Source organism: Bacillus sp. B4EP4a, assembly GCF_006680105.1.
In the GTDB taxonomy this organism is placed as follows: Bacteria; Bacillota; Bacilli; order Bacillales; family DSM-1321; genus Peribacillus; species Peribacillus simplex_E.
On record NZ_VHIK01000017.1, the window covers coordinates 19,064 to 41,812 of the forward strand.

Annotated in this window: 23 protein-coding genes and 1 riboswitch; of the genes, 13 read left to right on the forward strand and 10 right to left on the reverse strand. The window is 38.8% G+C overall.

What is annotated here, in order from left to right; genetic code table 11:
* The first annotated feature begins 23 nt into the window (after positions 1-23).
* Entirely contained in the window at positions 24-515 is a 492-nt protein-coding gene (locus FNK51_RS09845) for a PTS sugar transporter subunit IIA (protein ID WP_098370158.1), read from the forward strand.
* A 133-nt stretch (positions 516-648) separates the two neighbouring features.
* On the opposite strand, the gene FNK51_RS09850 is transcribed toward FNK51_RS09845, so the two are convergent.
* The gene (locus FNK51_RS09850) at positions 649-1,227 is read right to left on the reverse strand and encodes a hypothetical protein (protein WP_141993189.1); all 579 of its coding nucleotides are present in this window, start codon (positions 1,225-1,227) and stop codon (positions 649-651) included.
* A 589-nt stretch (positions 1,228-1,816) separates the two neighbouring features.
* Between FNK51_RS09850 and FNK51_RS09855 the strand changes: the two genes are divergently transcribed.
* A complete protein-coding gene (locus FNK51_RS09855; protein WP_098370156.1) occupies positions 1,817-2,233 on the forward strand; it encodes a VOC family protein in 417 nt (138 codons plus the stop codon).
* 67 nt (positions 2,234-2,300) lie between these two features.
* Here the strand turns inward: FNK51_RS09855 and FNK51_RS09860 are convergent, their stop codons facing one another.
* Positions 2,301-2,810, reverse strand: a complete 510-nt coding sequence (locus FNK51_RS09860) for a GNAT family N-acetyltransferase (RefSeq protein ID WP_353617861.1) — start codon at positions 2,808-2,810, stop codon at positions 2,301-2,303.
* A gap of 151 nt (positions 2,811-2,961) precedes the next feature.
* Between FNK51_RS09860 and FNK51_RS09865 the strand changes: the two genes are divergently transcribed.
* Positions 2,962-3,408, forward strand: a complete 447-nt coding sequence (locus tag FNK51_RS09865) for an ATP-dependent metallopeptidase FtsH/Yme1/Tma family protein (protein ID WP_141993191.1) — start codon at positions 2,962-2,964, stop codon at positions 3,406-3,408.
* Between the two features lie 258 nt (positions 3,409-3,666).
* A riboswitch (ZMP/ZTP riboswitch) is annotated at positions 3,667-3,745 on the forward strand.
* A 137-nt stretch (positions 3,746-3,882) separates the two neighbouring features.
* Positions 3,883-5,082: a phosphoglycerate dehydrogenase gene (locus FNK51_RS09870; RefSeq protein WP_141993192.1), complete on the forward strand. Its 1,200-nt coding sequence runs from the start codon at positions 3,883-3,885 to the stop codon at positions 5,080-5,082.
* Between the two features lie 197 nt (positions 5,083-5,279).
* Here the strand turns inward: FNK51_RS09870 and FNK51_RS26525 are convergent, their stop codons facing one another.
* The 5 genes from FNK51_RS26525 to FNK51_RS09885 all read right to left on the reverse strand — a co-directional run bounded on the left by FNK51_RS26525 (position 5,280) and on the right by FNK51_RS09885 (position 8,725).
* On the reverse strand, positions 5,280-5,447 hold the full coding sequence (locus FNK51_RS26525; RefSeq protein WP_179890993.1) for a hypothetical protein: 168 nt from the start codon (positions 5,445-5,447) through the stop codon (positions 5,280-5,282).
* On the reverse strand, positions 5,444-5,605 hold the full coding sequence (locus FNK51_RS26530) for a hypothetical protein (RefSeq protein ID WP_181762233.1): 162 nt from the start codon (positions 5,603-5,605) through the stop codon (positions 5,444-5,446). The genes FNK51_RS26525 and FNK51_RS26530 overlap by 4 nt, the downstream gene beginning before the upstream one ends.
* Before the next feature lie 600 nt (positions 5,606-6,205).
* Entirely contained in the window at positions 6,206-6,688 is a 483-nt protein-coding gene (locus tag FNK51_RS09875; RefSeq protein ID WP_141993193.1) for a hypothetical protein, read from the reverse strand.
* Positions 6,689-6,883: 195 nt separating this feature from the next.
* A complete protein-coding gene (locus FNK51_RS09880; RefSeq protein WP_141993194.1) occupies positions 6,884-7,354 on the reverse strand; it encodes a FixH family protein in 471 nt (156 codons plus the stop codon).
* Between the two features lie 27 nt (positions 7,355-7,381).
* A complete protein-coding gene (locus FNK51_RS09885; RefSeq protein ID WP_141993195.1) occupies positions 7,382-8,725 on the reverse strand; it encodes a PepSY-associated TM helix domain-containing protein in 1,344 nt (447 codons plus the stop codon).
* Between the two features lie 305 nt (positions 8,726-9,030).
* Here FNK51_RS09885 and FNK51_RS09890 point away from each other — a divergent pair, with 305 nt between their 5' ends.
* From FNK51_RS09890 to FNK51_RS09905, 4 genes are all read left to right on the forward strand, one after another.
* Positions 9,031-10,089 carry a M4 family metallopeptidase gene (locus FNK51_RS09890; protein ID WP_141993196.1) on the forward strand — a complete coding sequence of 353 codons (1,059 nt, stop codon included), beginning with the start codon at positions 9,031-9,033 and terminating at the stop codon, positions 10,087-10,089.
* A gap of 32 nt (positions 10,090-10,121) precedes the next feature.
* Positions 10,122-10,433: a protealysin inhibitor emfourin gene (locus FNK51_RS09895; protein WP_098370148.1), complete on the forward strand. Its 312-nt coding sequence runs from the start codon at positions 10,122-10,124 to the stop codon at positions 10,431-10,433.
* 463 nt (positions 10,434-10,896) lie between these two features.
* Positions 10,897-11,451: a competence protein ComK gene (locus FNK51_RS09900; RefSeq protein WP_141993197.1), complete on the forward strand. Its 555-nt coding sequence runs from the start codon at positions 10,897-10,899 to the stop codon at positions 11,449-11,451.
* Positions 11,452-11,624: 173 nt separating this feature from the next.
* Positions 11,625-11,894 carry an excalibur calcium-binding domain-containing protein gene (locus FNK51_RS09905; protein ID WP_141993198.1) on the forward strand — a complete coding sequence of 90 codons (270 nt, stop codon included), beginning with the start codon at positions 11,625-11,627 and terminating at the stop codon, positions 11,892-11,894.
* Between the two features lie 304 nt (positions 11,895-12,198).
* On the opposite strand, the gene FNK51_RS09910 is transcribed toward FNK51_RS09905, so the two are convergent.
* Positions 12,199-12,510 (reverse strand): hypothetical protein, encoded by a 312-nt coding sequence (locus tag FNK51_RS09910; protein WP_141993199.1) that lies wholly within the window; start codon positions 12,508-12,510, stop codon positions 12,199-12,201.
* A gap of 452 nt (positions 12,511-12,962) precedes the next feature.
* Here FNK51_RS09910 and FNK51_RS09915 point away from each other — a divergent pair, with 452 nt between their 5' ends.
* On the forward strand, positions 12,963-14,285 hold the full coding sequence (locus FNK51_RS09915; RefSeq protein ID WP_286178621.1) for an Nramp family divalent metal transporter: 1,323 nt from the start codon (positions 12,963-12,965) through the stop codon (positions 14,283-14,285).
* Between the two features lie 94 nt (positions 14,286-14,379).
* Complete coding sequence (locus FNK51_RS09920) at positions 14,380-15,357, forward strand: 2-hydroxyacid dehydrogenase (RefSeq protein ID WP_141993201.1); 978 nt, start codon at positions 14,380-14,382, stop codon at positions 15,355-15,357.
* A 551-nt stretch (positions 15,358-15,908) separates the two neighbouring features.
* Here FNK51_RS09920 and FNK51_RS09925 read toward each other — a convergent pair.
* On the reverse strand, positions 15,909-17,180 hold the full coding sequence (locus tag FNK51_RS09925) for a cation:dicarboxylate symporter family transporter (protein ID WP_141993202.1): 1,272 nt from the start codon (positions 17,178-17,180) through the stop codon (positions 15,909-15,911).
* A 196-nt stretch (positions 17,181-17,376) separates the two neighbouring features.
* On the opposite strand from FNK51_RS09925, the gene FNK51_RS09930 reads away from it, so the two are divergent.
* Positions 17,377-18,648: a sensor histidine kinase gene (locus tag FNK51_RS09930; protein ID WP_141993203.1), complete on the forward strand. Its 1,272-nt coding sequence runs from the start codon at positions 17,377-17,379 to the stop codon at positions 18,646-18,648.
* A complete protein-coding gene (locus tag FNK51_RS09935) occupies positions 18,645-19,565 on the forward strand; it encodes a response regulator (protein ID WP_141993204.1) in 921 nt (306 codons plus the stop codon). Before FNK51_RS09930 ends, FNK51_RS09935 begins: the two co-directional genes overlap by 4 nt.
* A gap of 131 nt (positions 19,566-19,696) precedes the next feature.
* Here FNK51_RS09935 and FNK51_RS09940 read toward each other — a convergent pair whose 3' ends face one another.
* Positions 19,697-19,954 carry a zinc ribbon domain-containing protein gene (locus FNK51_RS09940; protein WP_098370139.1) on the reverse strand — a complete coding sequence of 86 codons (258 nt, stop codon included), beginning with the start codon at positions 19,952-19,954 and terminating at the stop codon, positions 19,697-19,699.
* A gap of 411 nt (positions 19,955-20,365) precedes the next feature.
* Here FNK51_RS09940 and helD point away from each other — a divergent pair, with 411 nt between their 5' ends.
* Positions 20,366-22,702: an RNA polymerase recycling motor HelD gene (gene helD, locus FNK51_RS09945; RefSeq protein WP_141993205.1), complete on the forward strand. Its 2,337-nt coding sequence runs from the start codon at positions 20,366-20,368 to the stop codon at positions 22,700-22,702.
* Positions 22,703-22,749: the final 47 nt, after the last annotated feature.

The window sequence follows — 22,749 nt, forward strand, 5'->3', positions numbered from 1 at the left end:
CGATAGAGAAGGGTGGAAATAGTATGTTCAAAAAATTATTTAGTAAAAAAGAAAGTGTGGAACAGCTGCTTGCTCCTATTAATGGACAAGTAATAAATATTGAAGATGTTCCGGATCCGGTGTTTTCCGGTAAAATGATGGGGGATGGAATAGCGATACTTCCTGAGGAGGGGTTGGTCGTATCTCCAATCGATGCAGAAGTAATCCAGGTTTTTCATACTAAACATGCACTAGGCCTCCGTACAAAGCATGGCATTGAATTGTTGATTCATATTGGACTGGAAACAGTTAACCTTAAAGGTGAGGGATTTGAAGTCCATGTCGCAGAAGGGCAAAATGTAAAAGCAGGAGACAAGCTTGTAACATTTGATATCGATTTTCTAAAATCCAAAGCTCCAAGCATCGTAACTCCGATTGTTATCACGAATGGCGAGCTAGTTGAAAAACTTGAAAAAACAAATAGTACCCAAGCGAATATTAACGAAACGGAGATTATGAGTGTTTATTTGAAGTAAAACAAAAGGTGGTCAGGTGCCTTTTAGTGAAATAGAGTCTTCTAAACAAGAAAAACAGTCCTTGCTGGCGTATGTTGGCAAGGACTGTTTTTACTACAGCTGCAAGACTTCAGCTTCACTTAGCACAGGTGAACTATTCCAATTGCACATGCCCTAAATCACTACTAAAAGTTTTAAGATCGTTAATTAACTGGTTAATATTTTGGCTTGGACCGTTATCATAAAGAGCATTTCTAAATTTTAAGTACTTAGTTCCCTTTTCTATTAAACTATTCAATAATACATTTTCAGGGAATCGTAGGGTGGATTTCTTAGGAATATCATTCCATTCCTTGCTAGCGAAACCATGGTACCATGTAAATGATATGGCAGGATTTTGTTCCATTAGCCTTTTCATTTGCCAATCCATAGAGCGTTCAGAAAAGCCAAAGTTGCCAATACCGGTATTTAAACAATCATACATTGCCTGTAAAATGGAAAGCCAAATACCATCAACATCATCCCAATCATAAAAGCTCGAGAGAAATTGACCTTGATAAGATATAATGACCGTGCCGTATAAGGAAGTTCCTTTTGAAGTAAATAACTGCTGATTTCCCAGTTGTTTAGCACTTGAGTGATGGATTGGGATAAAATCTCCGTTAGCTAATAAATGTTTATTAACAATGGCATCATAACTATTTTTTGATATATATGTTTGAATGGTAACCATCAATGAATCACCTATCCCATACGGTAATTGTCGTTTCCCATCTGTTTTTGAACTGTGCTGCATTTGCAAAACGAGGATTGCTCTTACTTACATAATAGGTGATGCTTCGAGCGGTTGGTTAGCTATCGGAGGACGAAATGATTGGGCTGAATCCTGGTAAAATAACTGAAATCAAAACCAAAACCAGTAAAGAGAAATGTTCCGGATACTTTATGTTTTGATACTATTTTTCATATGCTTACCTCCTTGAAATTATTTAATTTTAGTAAAACATGGATCTATATCGTTTTTATTTCAAAAAAGACAAGGTGTGTTTTAGTTTTGAAACCATCTGGTATTGCAAAAGGGGGGCAGTCTGTTGAAGAAACAAGGGAAGTGGCAAATACTCCTTGAAAATTTTTAAGGTAAACTCCCAGGACGTTTTAAAATTGAATCATCCTGTTTAATATTTGAGATAAACTTTTAGGCAGGTGAATTATGGAGGTTGTATCTGCTTAAAGTGAGTGCAATGACTGCTGCAAGCAGGATAATCGAAAAATGCAGCGAATAGTAGGTGTGTGAACAAATAAATCAAGCGAGGGTGAATTGGATGGGAGTTCAAGCAGAAAAGATTTTTGTAAACTTGCCAGTTAAAGATTTGGATGCCTCAGTAGAATTTTTCACAAAGGTCGGTTTTGAGTTTAACGAGCAAATGACCAATGAAAATGCAACATGCATGGTTATCAGCGAGTCCATATATGTCATGTTATTGGTGGAAGAATACTTTAAAACGTTTACCAAGAAAGAAATCCCTGATTCTGCAGCAAGTACGGAAGCCATCGTCGCCCTGTCCGTTAAAAGTAAGGAAGAAGTCGATGAAATCGTGAATAGGGCACTGGATGTTGGCGGAAAGCCTTTCAATGAAGCCATTGATCATGGTTTCATGTACGGTTGGAGTTTTCTGGATATCGACGGACATTCTTGGGAAGTATTTTACATGGACGAAAGCGGATTTAATCAAAATTAAATCAAATGCAAGACACAATCCTTCACGAAGGACTGTGTCTTGCATTTGAAGAGTTAAGTACGTGATCTTATCTGGAGCTCATTCGTAACAATACAGGGCTAATGTCTTTCCACTCATAAACCAATAGATTCAAATCAGCGCCAGCCATTTTGATTTTTTCGGTTTTAAGCAATTCAGCACCAAACGCCTCATAGAAGTATCGAGATTTATTATCTTCAAGCACCTCAACGAAAATTGTCTTAAATCCCAGTTCGTCGAAATTAAAAAATAATTCTTTGATGAGTTTCTTACCTAGCCCCATTGTTTGAAAATTTTCGAGAATATATATCGCAGTTAAATCACCCGAAGCCTCAACTTTATTTTTTTCCCTTTTCCCGCCACTTATGAATCCAACTATTTTCCCCTCGTTATTTTCAGCAACATAAACATAATTTTCATCATTGGATATATTCTTTTTCCATAATTCTTTCCTTTGCCCATAAGACAGATTATCTAAAAAATCACTCGGCATTATATCTTTATAAGTGGTTCTCCAGCAATCCACATGGACTATTGCTATCCCTTCCGCATCAGCCACCGTTGCCTCTCTTATTAGCATATTGATTCCTCCTTTTTGAAGTTTGCTATACTTCCTACTTTTTACTAATATCATAATAGCTTAATTGTTAATAATTAACTATATATGATACTATTGCCTATAGTTTGTTTAATGTGGGAGAAGGTATAAGATGAAGCGGATTTTCCGTAGTAAAGTATTTTATTTATTAATCTTCTTGGTTACTTTGGGGATTTTGCTGGTTTTTAATAATGACAAAGAACCGACTAAGAAATTAAGTGAAGATGAATTTTTTACAACTTTAGAAGATGGGAAAGTGACATTTTTAAAGGTGGAGCCACAAAATAGTGTTTATGAAATAAGAGGTCAGCTGGTAGGGTATGAAAAGGATCAATACTTTATCGCGTCTGTACCAGATAGTGAAATTTTGCTAGACAGAATGAATAACGCCGTAAGGGAACATGATATAGAAAAAATTGAGTTTATACCAGAAGACATAGAGACAAGCGGATGGGTCACCCTTCTTACAACAACGATTCCGTTCGTGATTATTTTCATCCTATTTTTTGTCATTTTACTATTTACAGTTGTAATAAAAAGATTGAACCGTCCTAGATAATAATGAAACTCTCCATATTTTCGGAGATAAACCTGTAGAATTCGTCGATATATTTCTCATTTCGGAGATAAACCTATAGAATTCGTCGATATATTCCAATTTTCGGAGATAAACCTGTAGAATTCGTCGATATATTCCAATTTTCGGAGATAAAACAATAGAATTCGTCGATATTTCTGGTGAGTTGTGGCTTCTGCAAAAAAAAAGAAAATGATATTGAAGATTGCTGAATAGTTTGATAGAATAAAATAAATGAAAAAGACTATGTGCAACTGGCGAAACACGGATAACCGTGAGGGAACACATAGTGTCGTAGCCGTTCGCCTGGGCAGAGGTAAGGGATTTTATCCCTTGCCTCTTTCTGTATATTAATAGATAGTGAAGGTTTAAAGTATGCAGATTTTCATGGGCTTAAAAATCTTGTCAGTATTTTGAAATTTCAAAACTATCATAGTCAAAAGAGGAGCAAACAAAATGAGCACATTACTTTTAGAAAAAGTCAAAACAATCAAAGCGTTAAATAATATTGCCGAAAGCGGGCTGAATGTATTCAATAAAGGCGATTTTAAGGTCGATAATGACAGTGAAAACCCTGATGCGATCGTTCTTCGCAGCTTTAACATGCATACTATGGAATTCGGCGATCAGTTAAAAGCAATCGCAAGGGCAGGAGCTGGAGTCAATAATATTCCGGTCGACAAATGCACCGAGCAAGGAATTGTCGTTTTCAATACACCTGGTGCTAACGCAAACGCTGTAAAAGAAATGGTGCTGACGTCATTAATGGCTTCATCTCGTAACCTTTTTGCAGGTGTGGCCTGGACAAAGACGCTTGAAGGCGAAGGAGAACAAATTCCAAAGCTTGTTGAAGCAGGAAAGAAACAATTCGTTGGTAAAGAAATCAAGGGGAAAACTCTTGGCGTAATCGGTTTAGGTGCGATCGGTGCACTTGTAGCGAATGATGCCCTGGATTTGGACATGGATGTCATTGGGTTTGACCCGTTCATCTCTGTTGATACAGCTTGGAACTTGTCCCGCAATGTACAGCGCGCCATGACGATTGAAGAATTGTTTGCAGAATCTGATTATATTACAGTACACGTTCCATTAACTGACGACACAAGAGGAATGTTTAACCAAGAAACATTCAGCATCATGAAGCCGGGCGTCCATATCTTGAATTTCTCACGCGGCGAGCTAGTGAATGAAGATGATATGCAAGCTGCACTTGAAAGCGGAAAAGTAGGCAAGTTCATTACTGACTTCCCGAATGAAAACGTGTTGAAAATGAAAAATGTCGTTCCGATTCCGCATCTTGGTGCCTCTACACTAGAATCAGAGGAAAACTGTGCCATCATGGCAGCTCGTCAGTTGAAGACCTTTTTAGAAACAGGGAACATCAAGAACTCTGTGAATTTCCCAAACACTTCTCTTCCTTATACAGGAAACCGTCGTGTGGCAACTTTCCACGAAAACGTTCCGAACATGGTTGGGCAAATCACACTGGCTGTATCTGGCTTTAATCTGAACATCGCTGACATGGTTAACAGAAGCCGTGGGGAATATGCATATACGATCATCGACATTGACGGTGAAGTAAACGGCGATATCATTCCTGGCTTGGAAGAAAAAATCAAACAAATCGAAGGCATCGTTACAACTCGTATTATCTAATTGAGATGATAAATGGTGAAAGCCTCAATTCCTTTAAGGAGTTGGGGCTTTTTTTAGGATTTATTAATGATTTTTGAACAAAAAAAGCCACTTATTGTGGTGATCATATTACACTGACTCACGTGTTGAGAACCTAGGGTCTACAACGAACTCAGCCTGGCAAGGGTTATATCGAAATTCTCCAAGATAAAAATCTGTCATGGTTTCACCTCCGTTTTTTCTTCATAATGTACAAACAACATCAAGTAGATTGCGAATAGAAGATGCAAATAAAGTGGAATATTCTTATCGTTTTGAATGGCAACAAATATGTAAATTCCATATAGCAAAATTGGAATGGTTAAAAGGATTCTGAGCTTAGTCATATGTCATCCTCCCATTTATCCTCAAATATTAATACATCAAGCATTTGAGCCGCTTGAAAATCCTTTTCTGCGATTGCGTTTATTAAACTTGTACAATTATTTTCCCTAAGTACATCTGCTAATAATTGTAAATCCATTGTCATTACTGCTGGTTTCATAGTTTCATCCTCCTAATTTACCAAATATTCTGTCACTTCTGTTACTACAATAGTATGAAGTACAGGGAAAACGCTGTCAATCTATATTCCATCTGTACTCATTTTGAATTAATGGATTCAAAATTTATCTACCAAAATCACTACCTCATATATATATATATACTTAGTGAGATAGGTAAAATGGTACATTTCCTTATTCAGAAGGCACCCCCCAACAAGGGAAGCATTGCGTTCAGCTGAACACTAGCGAAGATGCCAGGGAGCAACTTATTGCGAACCTGAATCATTGGAGTCACTGGTGTGCCTCCTTGCTTCCGTTCACTTCATTGCATGGCCTTTTTCCTTTGGGAAAGGGTTTGTTTTTTTGCCCTCCTAACTTTTAAAATATTATTAATAAAATGATAGTATATGCCTTATTTTTTATGTAGCAGTGTAAATAAGTTATGTAGGCATCTGGATTACATCAAAATGTATTAATGTGATGGGAAATTTATTTATAACATTTGAAAAGATGACGTATCAAAAGTAAAAGAATCGCCCCTATGAAATACAGAGACGATTCCTTATGTTAAACACCCTTTCCACACAGAATGGATTACCCTAAATTGTTCTTCCCAAAAAGTTCTGATGCTGATGAAGAATATTCGATGTTAAAAAAGCTCCAACAGGAGGTAATTGCTCGGTATAGGCGCTACCGCTAGCAGGAAATTGATTCAAAGCTATATCAGTGGTGGCAATCCAAGACCCAGATTCACCTGCTTGCAGAGAGGGAGGCTTCATAAGAAAACGTCCTTGTAGAATAAAATGCCGAATCCTAATCTGGTTATCATCAATCATGGTTAAATTGCCAGAGAATGTGGCATAAGGTGAATCAAATGAGATTTGTTTAGTGCTTTCATTCCAAAATCCATTAATCGGAATAGGTGTACCCTGAAAATTAATCGTACCAATTACCCTATTATCCGTAGTAGAGTTAATGGCAAGTGTACCCCAAATGATCGTTCTGCCAGCTATTGAAGAGTGGATACCCCATACTGATGGGAATGGAAAGCTAACCGAAGCAGTACCCTGTGAAGTTACCAATGCTATGCCCTCCCTTAAAGGTGGTTTATGTTCTGAGGAAGCTCCCTTGTTTAAAGGAACAATCCAGTATATGCAGCACGAACAGAATAATCCAATAAACAAAGGTGAAGTATTACATCCCTGCCTGTAAATGCATTCTCTCCGATCCATAAAAAATCCGGTCTTCAATTGAAAACCGGATTTTAAATAAATTTATTAGTGATGATGTTCATGACTTTCTTCTTGTTTTTGGCCCCCTTTTTTCAAGAATTTCAATTCACTTTCAGACAGTTTTCCTACGATAAACTGTTTTTTAGGCATAATGATTGAACCATCGTTACTCGCATGTACTTTTATATAGTATAGGCCATCACTATCAAAGTTTTTACTTAAAGTATAAGTACCGTTTCCCTCTTCCTCAGCTTGTTCCATACTATATTTGAGAGAGCCATCTTGTTTCCATATCTCAAAATGAACAAAATCTGCGTTTTCAACCTTTTTACCACCTTGAGTAAGAACAACCTTCATGGTCTCCTGTGTATTAGCTGAAAAGGATGCTGGTATAATTATTTCAGCTTCAAGTGGTGTCTCTTCTTTGTATAGATTAGTGACATCCTTTTCAAGTGAACAAGCACTTAACAATAGGCTGAAAATGAAGATTAAAGAAATACATATATTTTTTTTCACGGCAAAAGCCACCCTTTACATTTCGAATTATGCATTCAAAAACTTCTTTACTGCAGATATTCTTTTAATAATTAACCAGTCAATTAGCCAAACAACAATAAGAGACAAACCAACCAAAGGAAACAAAATACCTAGACCTATTAACAGAAAAAGAAAGAATTTCATGTTCTTTATAGGAGGAGCTTTTGGTGCACCTAATCCTTTTTTCGGCTTTCGCTTCCACCATAAATAAAAACCACTAAATGCAACAAGCATAATTCCTATACAAATAAGAAGGCTGATTATTTGGTTAATCAAACCAAATTGAGTCCCTTTATGCAAGGTAATCCCCCAAGCAACTATTTTTCCTATTAAACCGTAATGCTCATAACGATAATCAGCTAGAACTGCACCGGAATATTGGTCAATATGTATAGTTGCTTCATCTTGTGCTTTTGGTGGAAAAGCTGACAATGTATAAACGCCATCCGTTTCTTGTGGAATATTTATGCTATAACTTGGATGCATGCCCTCACGATTCGCTATCGTGACAACATCATCAATGGAAAGTGGGATAAAGCCTTGAATATCTGAGATTGGTACATCTAAATTTTCTGCTGCCCAAGGAACATCTGCAATGTCTTTTGTTTTAATTAAGGATGTTGGAGCACTTCCAGTCCATATGGAAGGAGGATACCCAGATCCGGAATTGGTAGCCGCCGATTGAAAATTACTTCCCCAAAAACCAGACCAAGGCAAACCTGTCATAATTAAAAATAACATTCCTGCTGATATCCAAAAGGCAGGTACTGCATGTAAATCTCTTCTGAAAGTATTTTTACCTTTATTTATTCTTGGAAAAAGAACACCAGAAAGATTTAGTTTATTTTTGGGATACCATAAATAAAGACCAGAGACAATTAACACAACTGCCCAACACGCAGCTAACTCTACAATTCTATCTCCCAAGGTGCCAGCCATCAGTTCACCATGAATTTCCTCGATTTTATCCATAATTTTGTCTTCATCATTTAACTCTCCAATAGATTTACCTGTATACGGATCTATAAAAATGGTAAGAGACTCATTATTTGAAGTGATGCTTACTTCGCTTGAACGGGAGGCGGTTTCTCCGGGATGATATTTTGTCACTACTGCATCAGGGTATAGCTTCTTCACTTTCTCAATCTGCTGGGATGCTGGTAATTTATCTCCTTGCGGAATAACCTCTTGGTAGTTTTGATAAAGCACTTGTTCAATCTGTGGCTTAAATAAATAGATTGAGCCAGTAACTGCCAGAATAATAAGTAAGGGTGCAAAAATAATTCCAGCGTAAAAATGCCATCTCCATACTGTTCTATACAGAGAGGTGTTTTGTTGTTTAGTTTCCATTTATACAGGACCTCCAAGTAGTACTATTAAATTCACCTATATAGATGATAAAAGGAAATTGTGAGAAAAATATGAAATTTATATAAAAAAAGGAAGTTTGTATTTGTTAAAGATGAAATGGTCATCGACTAAGAAGAACAACTGTAACTAAGGAGTGAACTTGCAGCAAGTAGTAGAGTAGGAATGGAATGAAGGGAAATGAGGTAATTACGGCGAAAGTAATCTATAGAATGTGTTGAAGAAAAGCAGCACTATTGAAAAAAGAAATTGTGTAAATCGTAAAAAACTTTAAAGGAGTGACGAATATGCATAATAAGGATTGTTCCAAAAAGTGTCAGTGTTTCATCGTACCTAACTACATTCTTGAGAATATGGCACAAAATGAAGTGGAAGAAGCACGGATCAGTTTAGCGAAAAGCCGTCAAATGCGCAGGCGCAGAATCTTTAAAGAATATGATATTGACGGTGTTGTCGCTTTAACGGATGCAGGATCTGAACGTCAAGGTGAATCTGCCCGCCATGTTTACGATTGTAAAGGGGGAACGAAACTCCGGCAGAATGAGGCTAGGAAAGAAGGAGATCGATCTAGTGGAGATCCTGTCGTTAACGCTGCATACGATTATAGCGGAGTTGTGCGTGACTACTTCAAGAATGTCTTGCACCGCAATTCTATTGATAACCAAGGCCTTGATCTCATTCTGAACGTTCATTATGGGAATAAATTCACGAATGCCTATTGGGACGGGGATGAAATGGTATTTGGTGACGGCGATGGGGTCATCTTTAGCAATTTTGCCAATTCACTCGATGTAATTGGACACGAACTGACACATGGGGTTACGCAGTTCACAAGTGGATTGGAGTATGAAGGTCAGTCCGGGGCTTTGAACGAACATCTTTCAGATGTGTTTGGAGTTGCCATTAAACAATTTCACTTAAAGCAAACGGCAGGAAATGCCGATTGGCTAATCGGTGCTGATATAATGGGACCAACACTGAAAGGGCAGGCACTCCGTTCGATGAAGGCGCCAGGTACTGCATTTGACAATAAGTTAATGGGTAAAGATATTCAGCCTGATCATATGAAGAACTTCTATAAAGGAGAACGCGATAATCATGGTGTCCATATCAATAGCGGCATACCAAACAAGGCCTTTTATCTAGTATCCATGGAGATCGGAACGGACAAGGCGGCATTGATCTGGTTCAATGCGATGCAGAATTTATTTGCAACGGCAAATTTCAATCAATTCGTGCAAATTGTCATCAAAGCAGCGCAAAAACTTGTTGATAGCGGAGAAGTGCCTGAAACAGCTATAGGAACAATTGAAAATGCTTTTAAAGCGGTTGGATTGCCTGAGTAGTCATATTCCATGAATAGGAGGACTCATCTAACATGTATATCAAATTTAGCTGCATAGGGGGATTTGCCAACCTCGACTTGAATTGCCAGATAGATACGGATGAATTGCCGAAAGAGCAAAATGAGGAATTGCAGAACTTAATGAAGACAGCTGACCTTCCTAATGCTGCCGAAAGTAAAAAAGTAAAAGCGCAAGGGTTCGACTCGTTTTCATACCAACTGGATATAGCAGATGAAAAGAAGAAGCAGTCTTTCTCGTTTACTGACATAACAGCTCCAGAGGACGTGCGGCCCTTATTGGACTATTTACGGAATTTAGCGATTGAAAAAAAGATGGCAGAATAACCACGTCAAAAAAAGTCTATCATCAAGATAGACTTTTTTTGACGTGTCTTAAAACTTCACAAAAATGTCATTTCATTTCACTTTTATATGAATTTTGGCTGTTTGTTCTCTAAATGGACACAAATTAACAAGGAAATAGCAATCTGAGCAGCAGATTTTAAAAGAAAATTCGAGATTTTTTATAGAGTTAGCCAATCAAACAGGTAATGCAGTCACAAAAGGGAACGAATTTGGAAAGAGGAAAAAATAGAGCAGTTTTACAAAAAAAGCATAAAATAGGATAATAGTCGCGTGGAGGTGAATGACATATCAAGAATGAAAGTGACGATAGACGAAAATAAAAACCCCTAGGTGAGTACGTCCTGGAAGACATCACCTAAGGGCTTGCGAGCAGGAGTATACCTGCCTCTATGTCCAGTATACTCCATAAAAAGGAATAGGGAAATGGGGAGTGAATGGTAGGATGATACGAAAAAACTATTTATTGAATATGGAAACGGTAGGAATGATGGAGCATTACGATTCTAATGGTGTGGAGATGACCACGGTAGTGGAAGGAGAGAACACATACCATGTTGCCCAACCGCGACAGGAAATCCTGAATAACACGCTGAACCACTTTGGACTGGATCTGGATGGCGGACTTGCAGCAGCCAAATCCGTGCTTGGCGGTAAATACAGACTGCCTGTCTGCATAAACGCCCAGCTGGGAATGGTCTGGTTCTCCTCCCTCTCTTTCCGGAAAAGAGGAGGGATCTGGTTTTCCTACATCCACATTCGTGATCTCGAGGAAATGAACGAAAAAGAAACCTTGGTCCACACAAACTACGGACATTGCCTTCCTGTTAACTTAAGCAAAAATCAGCTCGCCTTCAAAAGGGACCAGGCATCCTATCTGCATACAACCTTCCATGAACGCTCTTTAGGCAAAAAGAACTTTTATTACGAACCGGGAAGCGGAATCACCTTTTGCAAAGAACCTGGGGAGGTCCAATACAGGGTGAAAGGGAAGGAATAATTAAATCAATGAAAGGAAGACCGCCGAATTGGCGGTCTTTTCTTAGGAGTAGATCAAGTGAGAGCGGGTTTTATTTAAGAAAACTCTAAATATGGAAATATAGTTATTGTAAAAAATGGAATGATACATTATGATTAGTAAAAAGTTAATTTTTAGGAAAGGAAGTACATATTTTGAAACGACTATTTGCTATTTTACTATCTTTTGGACTAGTTTTAGGTCTCTCGTTTGGCACGAATGATGTTGCCAGTGCCAAAACAAAGGTGAAGACGTATAAAAACTGTACAGCATTGAATAAAGACTACAAAGGAGGCGTAGCTCGTACATCTTCCGTTAAAAATAAAGGAGGAAAAACGAAATACAAACCTCACGTTTCAAAGGCGCTATATGATGCCAATAAAAAAAGCGATCGTGACAAAGATTTGATCGCTTGTGAAAAATAAGGATTATTCTATGAGACCTTTTAAAAGTAGGTCTCTTTTTATTAAGATTGCTGCTTTACATAAATGGTTGTAGAAAAATAATCCAATTCTCCATAAAAATGCCCCACCTCGATCCTGGTAGCAAATGGTGGAGTAGTCTCCGAATTACCGGGGAACCTTCTATAGCATGACCGTTTGGTGTATTGGCACCAGCGGTCTTTTTTATGCTTTTATTCGAAAAATGAATAATAAGCTAAAGCCTATTCAGGTCTTTAGCTTTTTTTTCGCGGTTAATCTTCCACTAACCCAATTTAAGACATCTTTTTTATCTTTCAAACCGTCCAGTATGTGTATTTTCTCGATTTATAAGTGCATCACCAAGATTGATTCTGCTCATAAGTCTCTCATGGTCCGAAGGAAAACGCTCTTTAATGTTTGCAACTCCCTCTATTGTTGGGATATTACCATTAGGCCTAGGACGTTCTTCTCTTTGGAATCCGGGGTTCAAACTATCATCAATCATTACAGGTCTGTCAATTGTATCGTTGTCATCATTATTATTAGTAGGATTATTAGTTGGGTCTCTATCAAGGTTCCCGGCATTATTAAATGGATCATTGTTATTATCTTGTGGCATACATTTCACTCCTTCGCTTATATTATCCGCTGATGGCATTAATCTATTCGCACGCTGTACTAATCCCTTATCCATATAGTAACGAATCCTGTCTTTTCTAATCCGCAATAACACCAATCCTCTTGATTTGTAAGCTAGTACGATAGGTCACAAGGATTTTTTAATAAAATGATTTTAAAAGAAACTTAATAATATTATGATTGACTTACATTTTAATTTGTCTTACAATTTCAATGTAAATAGTCGAAACATTCAATTAAATGGGAGGGGAGCTTTTTTTACGAGCTGATTCACTTCAACATGAAGCACGACAACATACTGCAGCGTACACTTTATGACATTCGAAAATGTCATAAAGTCTTGTCATAATTTCAATATCTGTATGTCTAGAGATATCAAAGTATCAATGCTTTTGAAAAAATGAAAGCGAATACATTACTCGTTGGAATGGAGTGAATAACTTGAAAAATCAATCAAACCTTGCTGAATCTACTGTGATTGTTCCGGAGGTCGTTAGTAAGAAGCCAAATTTCATCACGAAGTTTAAAACATCTTATGGTCCGGGGATTCTTGCCGTGTTAACGTGGCTTGGAGCCGGAGATCTGGTGACTTCATCGGTTGCCGGGGCAGATTATGGATATAGCTTAATGTGGATTTTAGCTCTGTCATTAATCCTTCGTTTTCTTATCGTTAATGTTATCGCCAGATTCCAGCTCTGTAACACAGAGGGGTTAACCATACTTGAAGGATATGGACGCATTCATCCGTTTTTCGGTTACTTCATGTTTGGTTATGCATTAATAATGGGGCATCTTTTTAATGCATATATGATTAAGGGAGCGGGAGAGGTTTTATCGACCCTATTCCATGTTAACCAGCCATTCTTAGCTTCAATGGTAGTTGTAGGATTAGTTTTTATGCTTATTGGCAGAAATATTTATAATAGAATTGAAAGTGTAATGAAAGTGCTTTTGGCATTATTGACCATTGCCTTCCTGTTCCTGGCCATTCAAGCAACACCGGATGTAGGGCAAATCATTAAGGGAACAGTTGGTTTTAGCATTCCAAGTGATACTGGCGTTCATGGAGCATTATTGGTAGCGATTTCAATTATCGGTGCAGTGGCAGGATCGATTTCGAACTTTGTTCATCCATATTTCATGAAGGAAAAGGGCTGGACGAAACCGAGTCATGTAAAGGTTCAAAGAAATGATTTGCTGTTTGCCATCGGAGTTTGCATCGTGATTAATTTGGCCATTTGGGTTGTTGGGGCAGAAATTTTAAAACCGAAGGGAATTCATGTGGAAACGATTGATGACTTGGCAATGGCATTACAAATGTCGTTAGGACAATTTGGCTGGTACATTTTCTATCTTGGTGTATTTGGCGTATTGTTCGCGAGTGTAGTAGGCAAGTCAACTGGTTTTCCTAGATTGATAGTAGATGCCTTTTACGTAATAAATAAGGATCGTCGCGAAAAGTATAATGGTAAATATGAAAAAGATCCAATGTATAAATGGGTTATGATTTTTGTATTGGTCACCCCAATCATTTGGTCCATTCCCGGCATGCCTGGTTTCATCGCACTGACAATTGGCGTAAATGCAATAAACATAATCGGTTTTCCTATTATCGCTATTGGGATGCTGGTGCTATCAAATAAAAAAAGCTTGATGGGAAAATATAAAAACAATTGGTTCGAAAATATTATTCTATCTTTAGCTTCCATTTTAGCGGTTTGGTCCGCCATTCAATTAGCTACAACCTTTTTTTAAATAATGGTAGATTATAGGTAGAGGTATTTCAAAATATATGTGTCTGCATTTGATCCCGATGGGGTCCTACTTTATTGGAAGTGAGGTATCATTGATGAAACCGAAAGTAATCATCTATAAGAAAGTGGATCAAGAAGTGTTGGATTATGTTCGAGAGACTTGTGATGTCGTTTATTTTGAAGGTCTTGACTCACAAAATTATCCTGAATTTCTTCAAGAGCTGAAGAACGCACAAGGTATATTAGGTTCAGGATTAAAAGTGGATAAAACTTTACTGGACCAAGCACCGCAATTAAAAATCGTCTGTAACTCATCAGTTGGTTACGACAATTTGGATATAACAGAGTTATCCAATCGAGGAATCCTTGCCACGAACACTCCCAAGGTATTAAATGAAACAGTCGCAGATACGATTATGGGCTTGATGCTGTCCACAGCGAGAAGAATGCCGGAGATGGATCAATTGGTAAAGTCAGGGCAATGGACATCGAATATCGGAGAAAAATCATTTGGGTTGGACGTCCATCATAAAGTATTAGGGATTATCGGGATGGGCGGAATAGGCTCTGCCGTTTCAAAAAGGGCCCGTTTTGGATTCGATATGAACATCCTATATCACAACAGATCTAGAAACGAAGAAGCAGAACAAAAGTATGGTGCTACATACTGTTCTCTGGAAGAACTGTTAAAGCAATCTGATTTTGTCTGCTTGATGACACCGCTGACTCCTCAAACTGAAAAGATGATGGGGGAAAAAGAATTCAAGCTCATGAAAGAGACCGCCATCTTCATCAATTGTTCAAGAGGGAAAACCGTTGATGAAGAAGCCTTGATCACTGCGCTTAAAAACGGTGAAATTCACGCGGCGGGGCTGGATGTTTTTGTACAAGAGCCCGTCCAGGAAGACAATCCATTGCTTTCTATGAAGAATGTCGTCACTTTGCCTCATATCGGTTCAGCAACATATGAAACCCGCCTGAAAATGGCGATGCTGGCAGCAACCAACCTTGTAGCCGGATTACAGGGAGAAACTCCGCCTACCTTGATTAAAGCTGGCGTAAAGGTGAAGTGATTTCTTAAACAGCTTTTATAAATTAAGATGGATAGACTTATTTGGGGCTATCCATTTTTTAGTTCCGGATTATTCAATATTTTTACTTCTTCTGCAAAACAAACAAGCCCTCACTATAAAGGAGGGCTTCAGGCTGTTGACAAACTTGTTACCATAGATTTCCACTCCAGGCACTCGCTTTCCGCGGGTGGTCCGGGAGCCTCCTCGGCGCTGCCTGCGGGGTCTCCTTTGGACGCACTATTCCCGCAGGAGTCTCGTGCCTTCCGTTCCAATCAGATTTGTTTTAAAATTAGAAGCCCTCACTATAAAGGAGGGCTTCAGGCTGTTGACAAACTTGTTACTATAGATTTCCACTCCAGGCACTCGCTTTCCGCGGGTGGTCCGCCCTCAGCGCTGCCTGCGGGGTCTCCCTTGGACGCACTATACCCGCAGGAGTCTCGAACACCCATTCCAAACACCTTTGTTTTAGAATCAGAAACCTCTCTATAAAGGAGGGTATGATCCTATGAAATCTTTCTCAATATGTACGGTATAATTTAAATGAATATAGTTTATGCTACGTCTGTTTGTTTAATGGAATCAACGTAATGGTTTGCTTTATCCTGGTCAAATTCGCCTTCCCACTTCGACATGACAATCGCCGCCAATGAGTTCCCAACGACATTAACCGCTGATCTTCCCATATCCAAAATTCGGTCGATACCGGCAATGAACGCAACACCTTCCAACGGCAGTCCCATTGAACCAAGTGTTGTTAAAACAACAACGAATGACGCCCCCGGAACGCCAGCCATTCCTTTTGACGTTAACATCAATACTAGTAACAGAGTAATCTGTTGTGTAATGGACAGATCAATACCATACATTTGTGCCACGAAAAGTGAAGCAAGTGCTTGGTAAATCGATGAGCCGTCTAGATTAAACGTATAGCCTGTTGGAATTACAAAAGAAGTAATGGATTTCGGGCAGCCAAACTTCTCCATTTTGTCCATAAGCCTTGGTAATACCGACTCTGAACTTGCTGTTGTAAAGGCCAAAATCAGTTCATCCTTTAACACTTTCAGGATAACAAAAATGCTTGTCCCAGACATTTTCGCTATAATTCCAAGAATGACGAACACGAAGAATGTCATCGTCACATAAACAGCAATTACCAGGTTCCCTAAAGGAATTAATGTTTCGATACCAAATTTGGCAACAGTTACACCAATGAGTGCAAACACACCAAAAGGGGCAAATTTCATGACTAGATTCGTCACCCAAAACATAACTTCCAACACACCTTCAAAGAATCCAAGAATAGGCTTTCCTTTTTCGCCTATCGCAGCCACACCTAAGCCGAATAAAACAGAAAAGAAGATAATCGGTAATAAATCCGCTTGAGCCATTGATTCAAATACATTTTGAGGAACAATATGTGAAATTGTTTCACCAAAGCCACTGCTTCCAGCCGTCTTTGTTGTTTCTTCATATTTTGAAATATCACTTTTTTCAAGACTGCTTGTATCTAAACCAGTCCCGGGATGGAACAAGTTTGCCGCCAGTAATCCAATAACAATGGCAATTGTGGTGACAATCTCGAAATAAAGAAGGGTCTTCCCGCCTAATTTTCCTAGTTTTTTAATATCGCCGACTCCCGCTATTGAGACCACTAATGCAGCCATGACGATCGGGATGACAATCATTTTAATTAAATGAATGAAAATATCGCCGATAGGTGCCATAATGGCCATGGCTGTTTCATTACCATGGAATAAAGCACCGACAACGATACCTAGTACAAGTGCAATAAAAATTTGAGTAGCTAAGCCAAACTTTTTCATTTTAATTCCTCCTATCATTTTGTTAACGCTTTCATTTTTTAGATTATTTTAAGTTTAAGATCAGCCTACCGGAACCTACTGAAACCTACTGATATTTACAAGTGATAGAAAAAATAAAAATTTCAGTTAAAACCCCTCTCTCTTTTTTACCATTTCATGTGTTATGTTTTTATAAAGTGACTGGGGAGGGACCGTGTTGAAAAAGAGTATAAGGATATTATTATTGATTATGATTGCGGTGCCTCTTGCGGGTGAATTCAAGTTTTATCCCTTCGAGGGCACATTCAGAGTCAGTTTGGGAACCCCCGTCTTTTTCTTGTTTTTGCTATGGGGGAGGGGGATCCACCCGATTATTGCAGGCATTTTAACGGGGATGAGTGTGTTTGTTTTTCGTTTTTCACTGGCTGTCGGAATACGGGACATATCTGTTGAGGAAGCGATGTATCTTCATTTTCCCGCCTTTTTCTATTATTTCATCTACGCGTTCGCATTTCATAAGACTAAATTGAACGAACGCCACGATCAGCCTTTAATGATCGGGCTTTTAGGGGTATTGATCGAGCTTTTTGCAAGTGTATCCGAAATGGCAATCCGTTCCTTCTTGGCGAATCAGGACACACCCTTGCTAGCCATTGACCAACTCGTTTTAATCGCCTTTATTCGAAGCTTTTTCGTTCTCGGCTTTTTTAATATATTAAAGCTGAGAGAAGCAAAATTCGCAGAAGCGGAGCAGCGCATGCAAAAGGAACAAATGCTGCTTTTCATTTCAAGTTTGTATGAAGAATCGGTTCAACTGAAGAAAACGATGCAAAATGCGGAAGAAATCACCCGTACTTGTTATGACTTTTACCGTCGATTAAAATCAGAGGGGACTAATGGAAGTGATGCGCAAACGGCGTTGCAGATTGCTGGTCTCGTGCATGAAATCAAAAAAGATAACCAGCGGATTTATGCGGGGCTGTCGGAACTCATGTCTTCCGAAAACCTGCAGGAATACATGAATATCGAAGAGCTTGGTAACATCATGATCGTGTCCAATAGACGATATGCTGAGTCCCTTCGCAAAGATATTTCATTTTCCTTGCATATAGATGGTGACCATCCGCCCTACCATGTATATATGGTATTATCATTAATAAATAATTTATTGGCCAATGCAGTGGAAGCGATCAAAGAAGAGGGATACGTATCATTGCATGTGAAAAGGAAAGATCAATTCGCGGAGTTTTGCATCAGTGACAATGGCCCCGGCATTGCACCGAAGCAGAAGGAAGTCATTTTTACAGCAGGATACACAAAGAAATTCGATGAGGCGGGAAACCCTTCGACAGGAATCGGGTTATCGTATGTGAAACAAACTGTTGAAAGATTTGGAGGACAAATCAGGTTAATGGATAACTATAAAGAAACCGTATTCATCGTAGAACTTCCGATTGCTGCGATTATGGAGAAAGGGTTAACGAGATGAATTATTTCATTATAGATGACGATCCTGCCATTCGAGGAATGCTGACAGAGATGATTGAAGATGAGGATTTAGGCAAAGTTGTGGGAGAAGCAGAAGACGGATCGTTAGTGAATAATGGCGTACTGTCTTTTAAAAAGGCAGACATTGTCCTAATCGATTTGCTCATGCCAATTAGGGACGGAATTGAAACGATCAGGGCTCTTGCTGATGGATTTCAAGGAAAGTTTGTGATGATTTCGCAAGTGGAATCGAAAGAACTGATTGGAGAGGCGTATAGATTAGGGGCGGAATACTACATTACAAAACCGCTGAACCAAGTTGAAATTTCATGCATATTAAACAAAGTGAACGAGCGAATACTGGTGGATCAATCGATCCAAGGCATTCAAAAATCGTTGAATGTGTTTACGGGCCGCCCGAAGTCTTCGAAAGTGTCCTCCTCTCATACAAAAAATATTATGGAAGCCGGACGTTCCTTAATTTCCGATTTAGGTATGATTGGCGAAGGGGGAAGCGAGGATTTACTAAACATTTTAGGATTCCTTCAAAGTGAAAAGAAAAGACTCGGTTCCGCCTACACGTTTCCATATTTAAAGGAAATTTTTGCTAGGATTGCTGCTGAAAAGCTGGGAGATCAAGCGAAAGAGGCCGAAATCCAGAAAGAAATGAAAGCCTCTGAGCAGCGTGTCCGCCGCGCTCTTAACCAGGCCCTCATCCATATCGCTTCATTAGGATTGACGGATTATATGAATCCAAAATTCGAAGCCTATTCATCCACATTTTTTGATTTCTCGGAAGTCCGCAAAAAAATGCTGGAGCTAGAAGACAAAAGCAAAAAAGTAAGCAGCCAGAGCCGTAATAACATGAAAAAGTTTATCCAAGTGCTGTTTATGGAAGCAAGACAGATGATGAAATAATAAACCAGAAACACAAGTGTAATAGATTGAAAATTCACAAAAACATTTTCATATTTTTCAATGGAAGAAACAAAAAGACAAACCCGTTTATATGGATTTGTCTTTTTGTTTCTTCGTTTTCTAATAGTTGATTATTTCCATCGCTCTAACTTCGGGATGCCTCTACTAAAAAACTTAGCAATAAATTTGGGCATTTTCATATTTTCCATCATATGATTTTGAACAAATTTTTGCATTTCTATCGCAGTAATATTTTGAGTGAATTCACCATTTATATAACAATGGCTGCAATATTTAGTACTTTTACTACCATCTTTTTCAGTTCCTCCACCTAATTCATCCTTAGATAGTGGCATTCCACAACTCTGACATGCTTTATATTTTTTCATTATAAATTCTCCTGCAAAAAGTTTTATTCTAAACATTATCTAACAAACAAAATTAAGTCAAGACAATATGAATCACATATCATCGAAACGACGAATCAACTGTTGATGTGGGTGTTGCGGCTATTATGAAAGGCAGGACTAGCGAAGCTTTAGGCCTAAATAATCATAAAAATAACCAGTCAAGCTACTTGCTCAACTGGTTATGGCTTTATATGTTAAATTAGAGTTTAAAATGACGATTTATTATGGCAACTGTTGTGCAATATACATTGATATAGTTCTGAAAATGTGATAAATTAGTATAGAAACACATTTATAAATATTCGATAACAGTTTACCCCTTACTATAAGTATAAGGTAAAACTCACCTCTAGTCAACCCCTATTTTTATTTTTTGAAGGAGTGTCTGATATGAACGATGAAATTCGGCAGGAGCAAGAACGTTTGGATGAGGTGATGGAAACCATTACGAAACAAATCAGCAAAATTGAAGGAGAAACTTCCCAGCGTAGAAAAGAAGTTGTTAATATCCGTAAACACTTTTGGGATGACCTCAAGGTTAATATGGATACTTTCGATGATTACCTCGAGACCATCATTGGCTTAAGGCAACAGGCTCAAGCCTTGTCTGAACGCGAAGGAGCACATAGATATTCCTTCAAGAGGTTGTCTACACTGCGCCGCATGCAGGAAGTACCTTATTTCGGTCGGATCGATATCACTGAAGAAGGGTCCGAACTTACGGAACATATTTATATCGGGACCTCCACTCTTACTGATACAACAGGAGAAAACTTCATTGTCTACGATTGGAGGGCTCCGATCTCGAGTGTTTATTATGACTATCCTCCTGGCCCCGTACAATACTCTACTCCCGGAGGCATGATTTCTGGGATGTTGGAGAAAAAGTGGCAATATATCATCAAGGGAGGCGTTATCGAATCAATGTTCGATACGAGTCTCACCATTGGAGATGAGATTCTGCAGCAGGTGCTTGGCAAAGGAACAGATAAGCATATGCACAGTATTGTGTCCACCATTCAACGGGAGCAAAATAAGATCATCCGGAACGATCGCGGACGTCTGCTCATTGTTCAAGGTGCCGCTGGCAGCGGCAAGACATCAGCTGCCCTCCAACGGATCGCTTACTTGCTTTACAAGAATCGGGAATGGCTAAAAGCCGACCAAATCATTTTATTCTCTCCTAACTCAATGTTTAATAACTACGTATCCAATGTGTTGCCCGAACTTGGCGAAGAGAATATGCAGCAGGTAACATTCCAGGAATACTTGGATCATCGTCTGACTGACTCGTTTCAAGTTGAGGATCCTTATGAGCAATTAGAATTTTTGTTGACTGCAGCGGATGATCCTTCCTATAGCACTAGGACAGCGAGTATCAAATTTAAGGCATCGATTCGCTTCTTTGAGATAATCAAAACATACAGACAATCACTAGAACTTTCTGGAATGATCTTTAGAGGGTTAAAGTTCCGGGGGGAAACGCTCGTCTCCGCCAAACAAATCTCAGAAAGATTTTATAACACAGACACCACCTTACGTTTTCACAATAGGGTTGAAAAGTTGAAAGAGTGGTTATGTGAGATGCTTGATGAAACGGAAAAGGCTGAGTTGAAAAAACCTTGGGTCCAGGAGGAAATCGAGTACCTTAGCAAAGAAGACTATCAAAAGGTATACACCTACCTAGAGAAAAAACGCGGCCTTAATGAAGATTCATTTGACGATTATGAGAAAGAGCATAAAATGCTCACGCGCATGATTGTTCGCAACAAATTGAAGACGTTACGCAAACGGGTAAAGGCACTTCATTTTATCAATATTAAGCAAATATACAAGCAACTTTTTGACGAACAAATACGGAGTGAACTGTGGAATGAGGGTGAAACACCTGTCGAAAGGGAAATATGTTTATCAACGCAAAAAATGCTGGACGAAGGTAAACTGCATTACGAAGACGCGACTCCATTTTTGCTGCTGAAGGAGCTAATTGTAGGATTTCAGACGAATACTTCTATAAAATACGTGCTTGTAGACGAAGCACAGGATTATTCTCCATTTCAATTCGAGTTTTTGAAACGGTTGTTTCCATCTGCAAGGATGACCGTGCTCGGTGACTTTAACCAGGCAATCTTTGCTCATGCCAGCGAACGGGTGGATTTCCAGACTCTTACCAGTTTATACGGAATAGGTGAAACCGAGAGTATAACCTTGGATCAAAGTTACAGATCCACAAAGCAGATTATAGAATTTACACGTGAACTAGTTCCTGAAGGCCATCGAATTAAGGCATTCGATCGTGAAGGCGAGAAGCCTGTACTGACTCAAGTGTCCAGCCGTGATGAATTGCACCACAATATCGTTTCTAAAGTCAAAGACTTACAAAGTCGTAAATATAATACCATCGCAATAATATGTAAATCCGCTGCCGAAAGTGCCGCTGCATACGATGCCCTTAGTATCCTCGGTGAAATTAAACTCGTACAGAAAGGCACAAATGAATATGAACAGGGTGTTGTTGTCATTCCGGCTTATTTGGCCAAGGGCATCGAATTCGATGCTGTCATCATTTATGATGCATCTGTGCAAACATACGGTGATGAGAGCCTGCGAAGATTGTTCTACACCGCATGTACCAGGGCTATGCATGACTTACACATATATACGGTTGGCGAACCCAGTCCTTTCTTGCAAAACGATGCAACGAAGCGTTTACTACTGACATATTAGCGCTTCCTTTTTTCTCCTTTAATTTTATTGTTCTTTTATCAAATACT

What these genes read in the sequence shown, in the direction of transcription:
- FNK51_RS09885 (WP_141993195.1), bottom strand. Translation starts at nt 8,725, where the DNA reads ATGGAAACTAAACAACAAAACACCTCTCTGTATAGAACAGTATGGAGA.
- FNK51_RS09940 (WP_098370139.1), bottom strand. Translation starts at nt 19,954, where the DNA reads ATGAAAAAATATAAAGCATGTCAGAGTTGTGGAATGCCACTATCTAAG.
- FNK51_RS09855 (WP_098370156.1), top strand. Translation starts at nt 1,817, where the DNA reads ATGGGAGTTCAAGCAGAAAAGATTTTTGTAAACTTGCCAGTTAAAGAT.
- FNK51_RS09935 (WP_141993204.1), top strand. Translation starts at nt 18,645, where the DNA reads ATGAATTATTTCATTATAGATGACGATCCTGCCATTCGAGGAATGCTG.
- FNK51_RS09865 (WP_141993191.1), top strand. Translation starts at nt 2,962, where the DNA reads ATGAAGCGGATTTTCCGTAGTAAAGTATTTTATTTATTAATCTTCTTG.
- FNK51_RS09845 (WP_098370158.1), top strand. Translation starts at nt 24, where the DNA reads ATGTTCAAAAAATTATTTAGTAAAAAAGAAAGTGTGGAACAGCTGCTT.
- FNK51_RS09900 (WP_141993197.1), top strand. Translation starts at nt 10,897, where the DNA reads ATGATACGAAAAAACTATTTATTGAATATGGAAACGGTAGGAATGATG.
- FNK51_RS09920 (WP_141993201.1), top strand. Translation starts at nt 14,380, where the DNA reads ATGAAACCGAAAGTAATCATCTATAAGAAAGTGGATCAAGAAGTGTTG.
- FNK51_RS26530 (WP_181762233.1), bottom strand. Translation starts at nt 5,605, where the DNA reads ATGAAACCAGCAGTAATGACAATGGATTTACAATTATTAGCAGATGTA.
- FNK51_RS09910 (WP_141993199.1), bottom strand. Translation starts at nt 12,510, where the DNA reads ATGCCACAAGATAATAACAATGATCCATTTAATAATGCCGGGAACCTT.
- FNK51_RS09890 (WP_141993196.1), top strand. Translation starts at nt 9,031, where the DNA reads ATGCATAATAAGGATTGTTCCAAAAAGTGTCAGTGTTTCATCGTACCT.
- FNK51_RS26525 (WP_179890993.1), bottom strand. Translation starts at nt 5,447, where the DNA reads ATGACTAAGCTCAGAATCCTTTTAACCATTCCAATTTTGCTATATGGA.
- FNK51_RS09870 (WP_141993192.1), top strand. Translation starts at nt 3,883, where the DNA reads ATGAGCACATTACTTTTAGAAAAAGTCAAAACAATCAAAGCGTTAAAT.
- helD (WP_141993205.1), top strand. Translation starts at nt 20,366, where the DNA reads ATGAACGATGAAATTCGGCAGGAGCAAGAACGTTTGGATGAGGTGATG.
- FNK51_RS09850 (WP_141993189.1), bottom strand. Translation starts at nt 1,227, where the DNA reads ATGGTTACCATTCAAACATATATATCAAAAAATAGTTATGATGCCATT.
- FNK51_RS09925 (WP_141993202.1), bottom strand. Translation starts at nt 17,180, where the DNA reads ATGAAAAAGTTTGGCTTAGCTACTCAAATTTTTATTGCACTTGTACTA.
- FNK51_RS09895 (WP_098370148.1), top strand. Translation starts at nt 10,122, where the DNA reads ATGTATATCAAATTTAGCTGCATAGGGGGATTTGCCAACCTCGACTTG.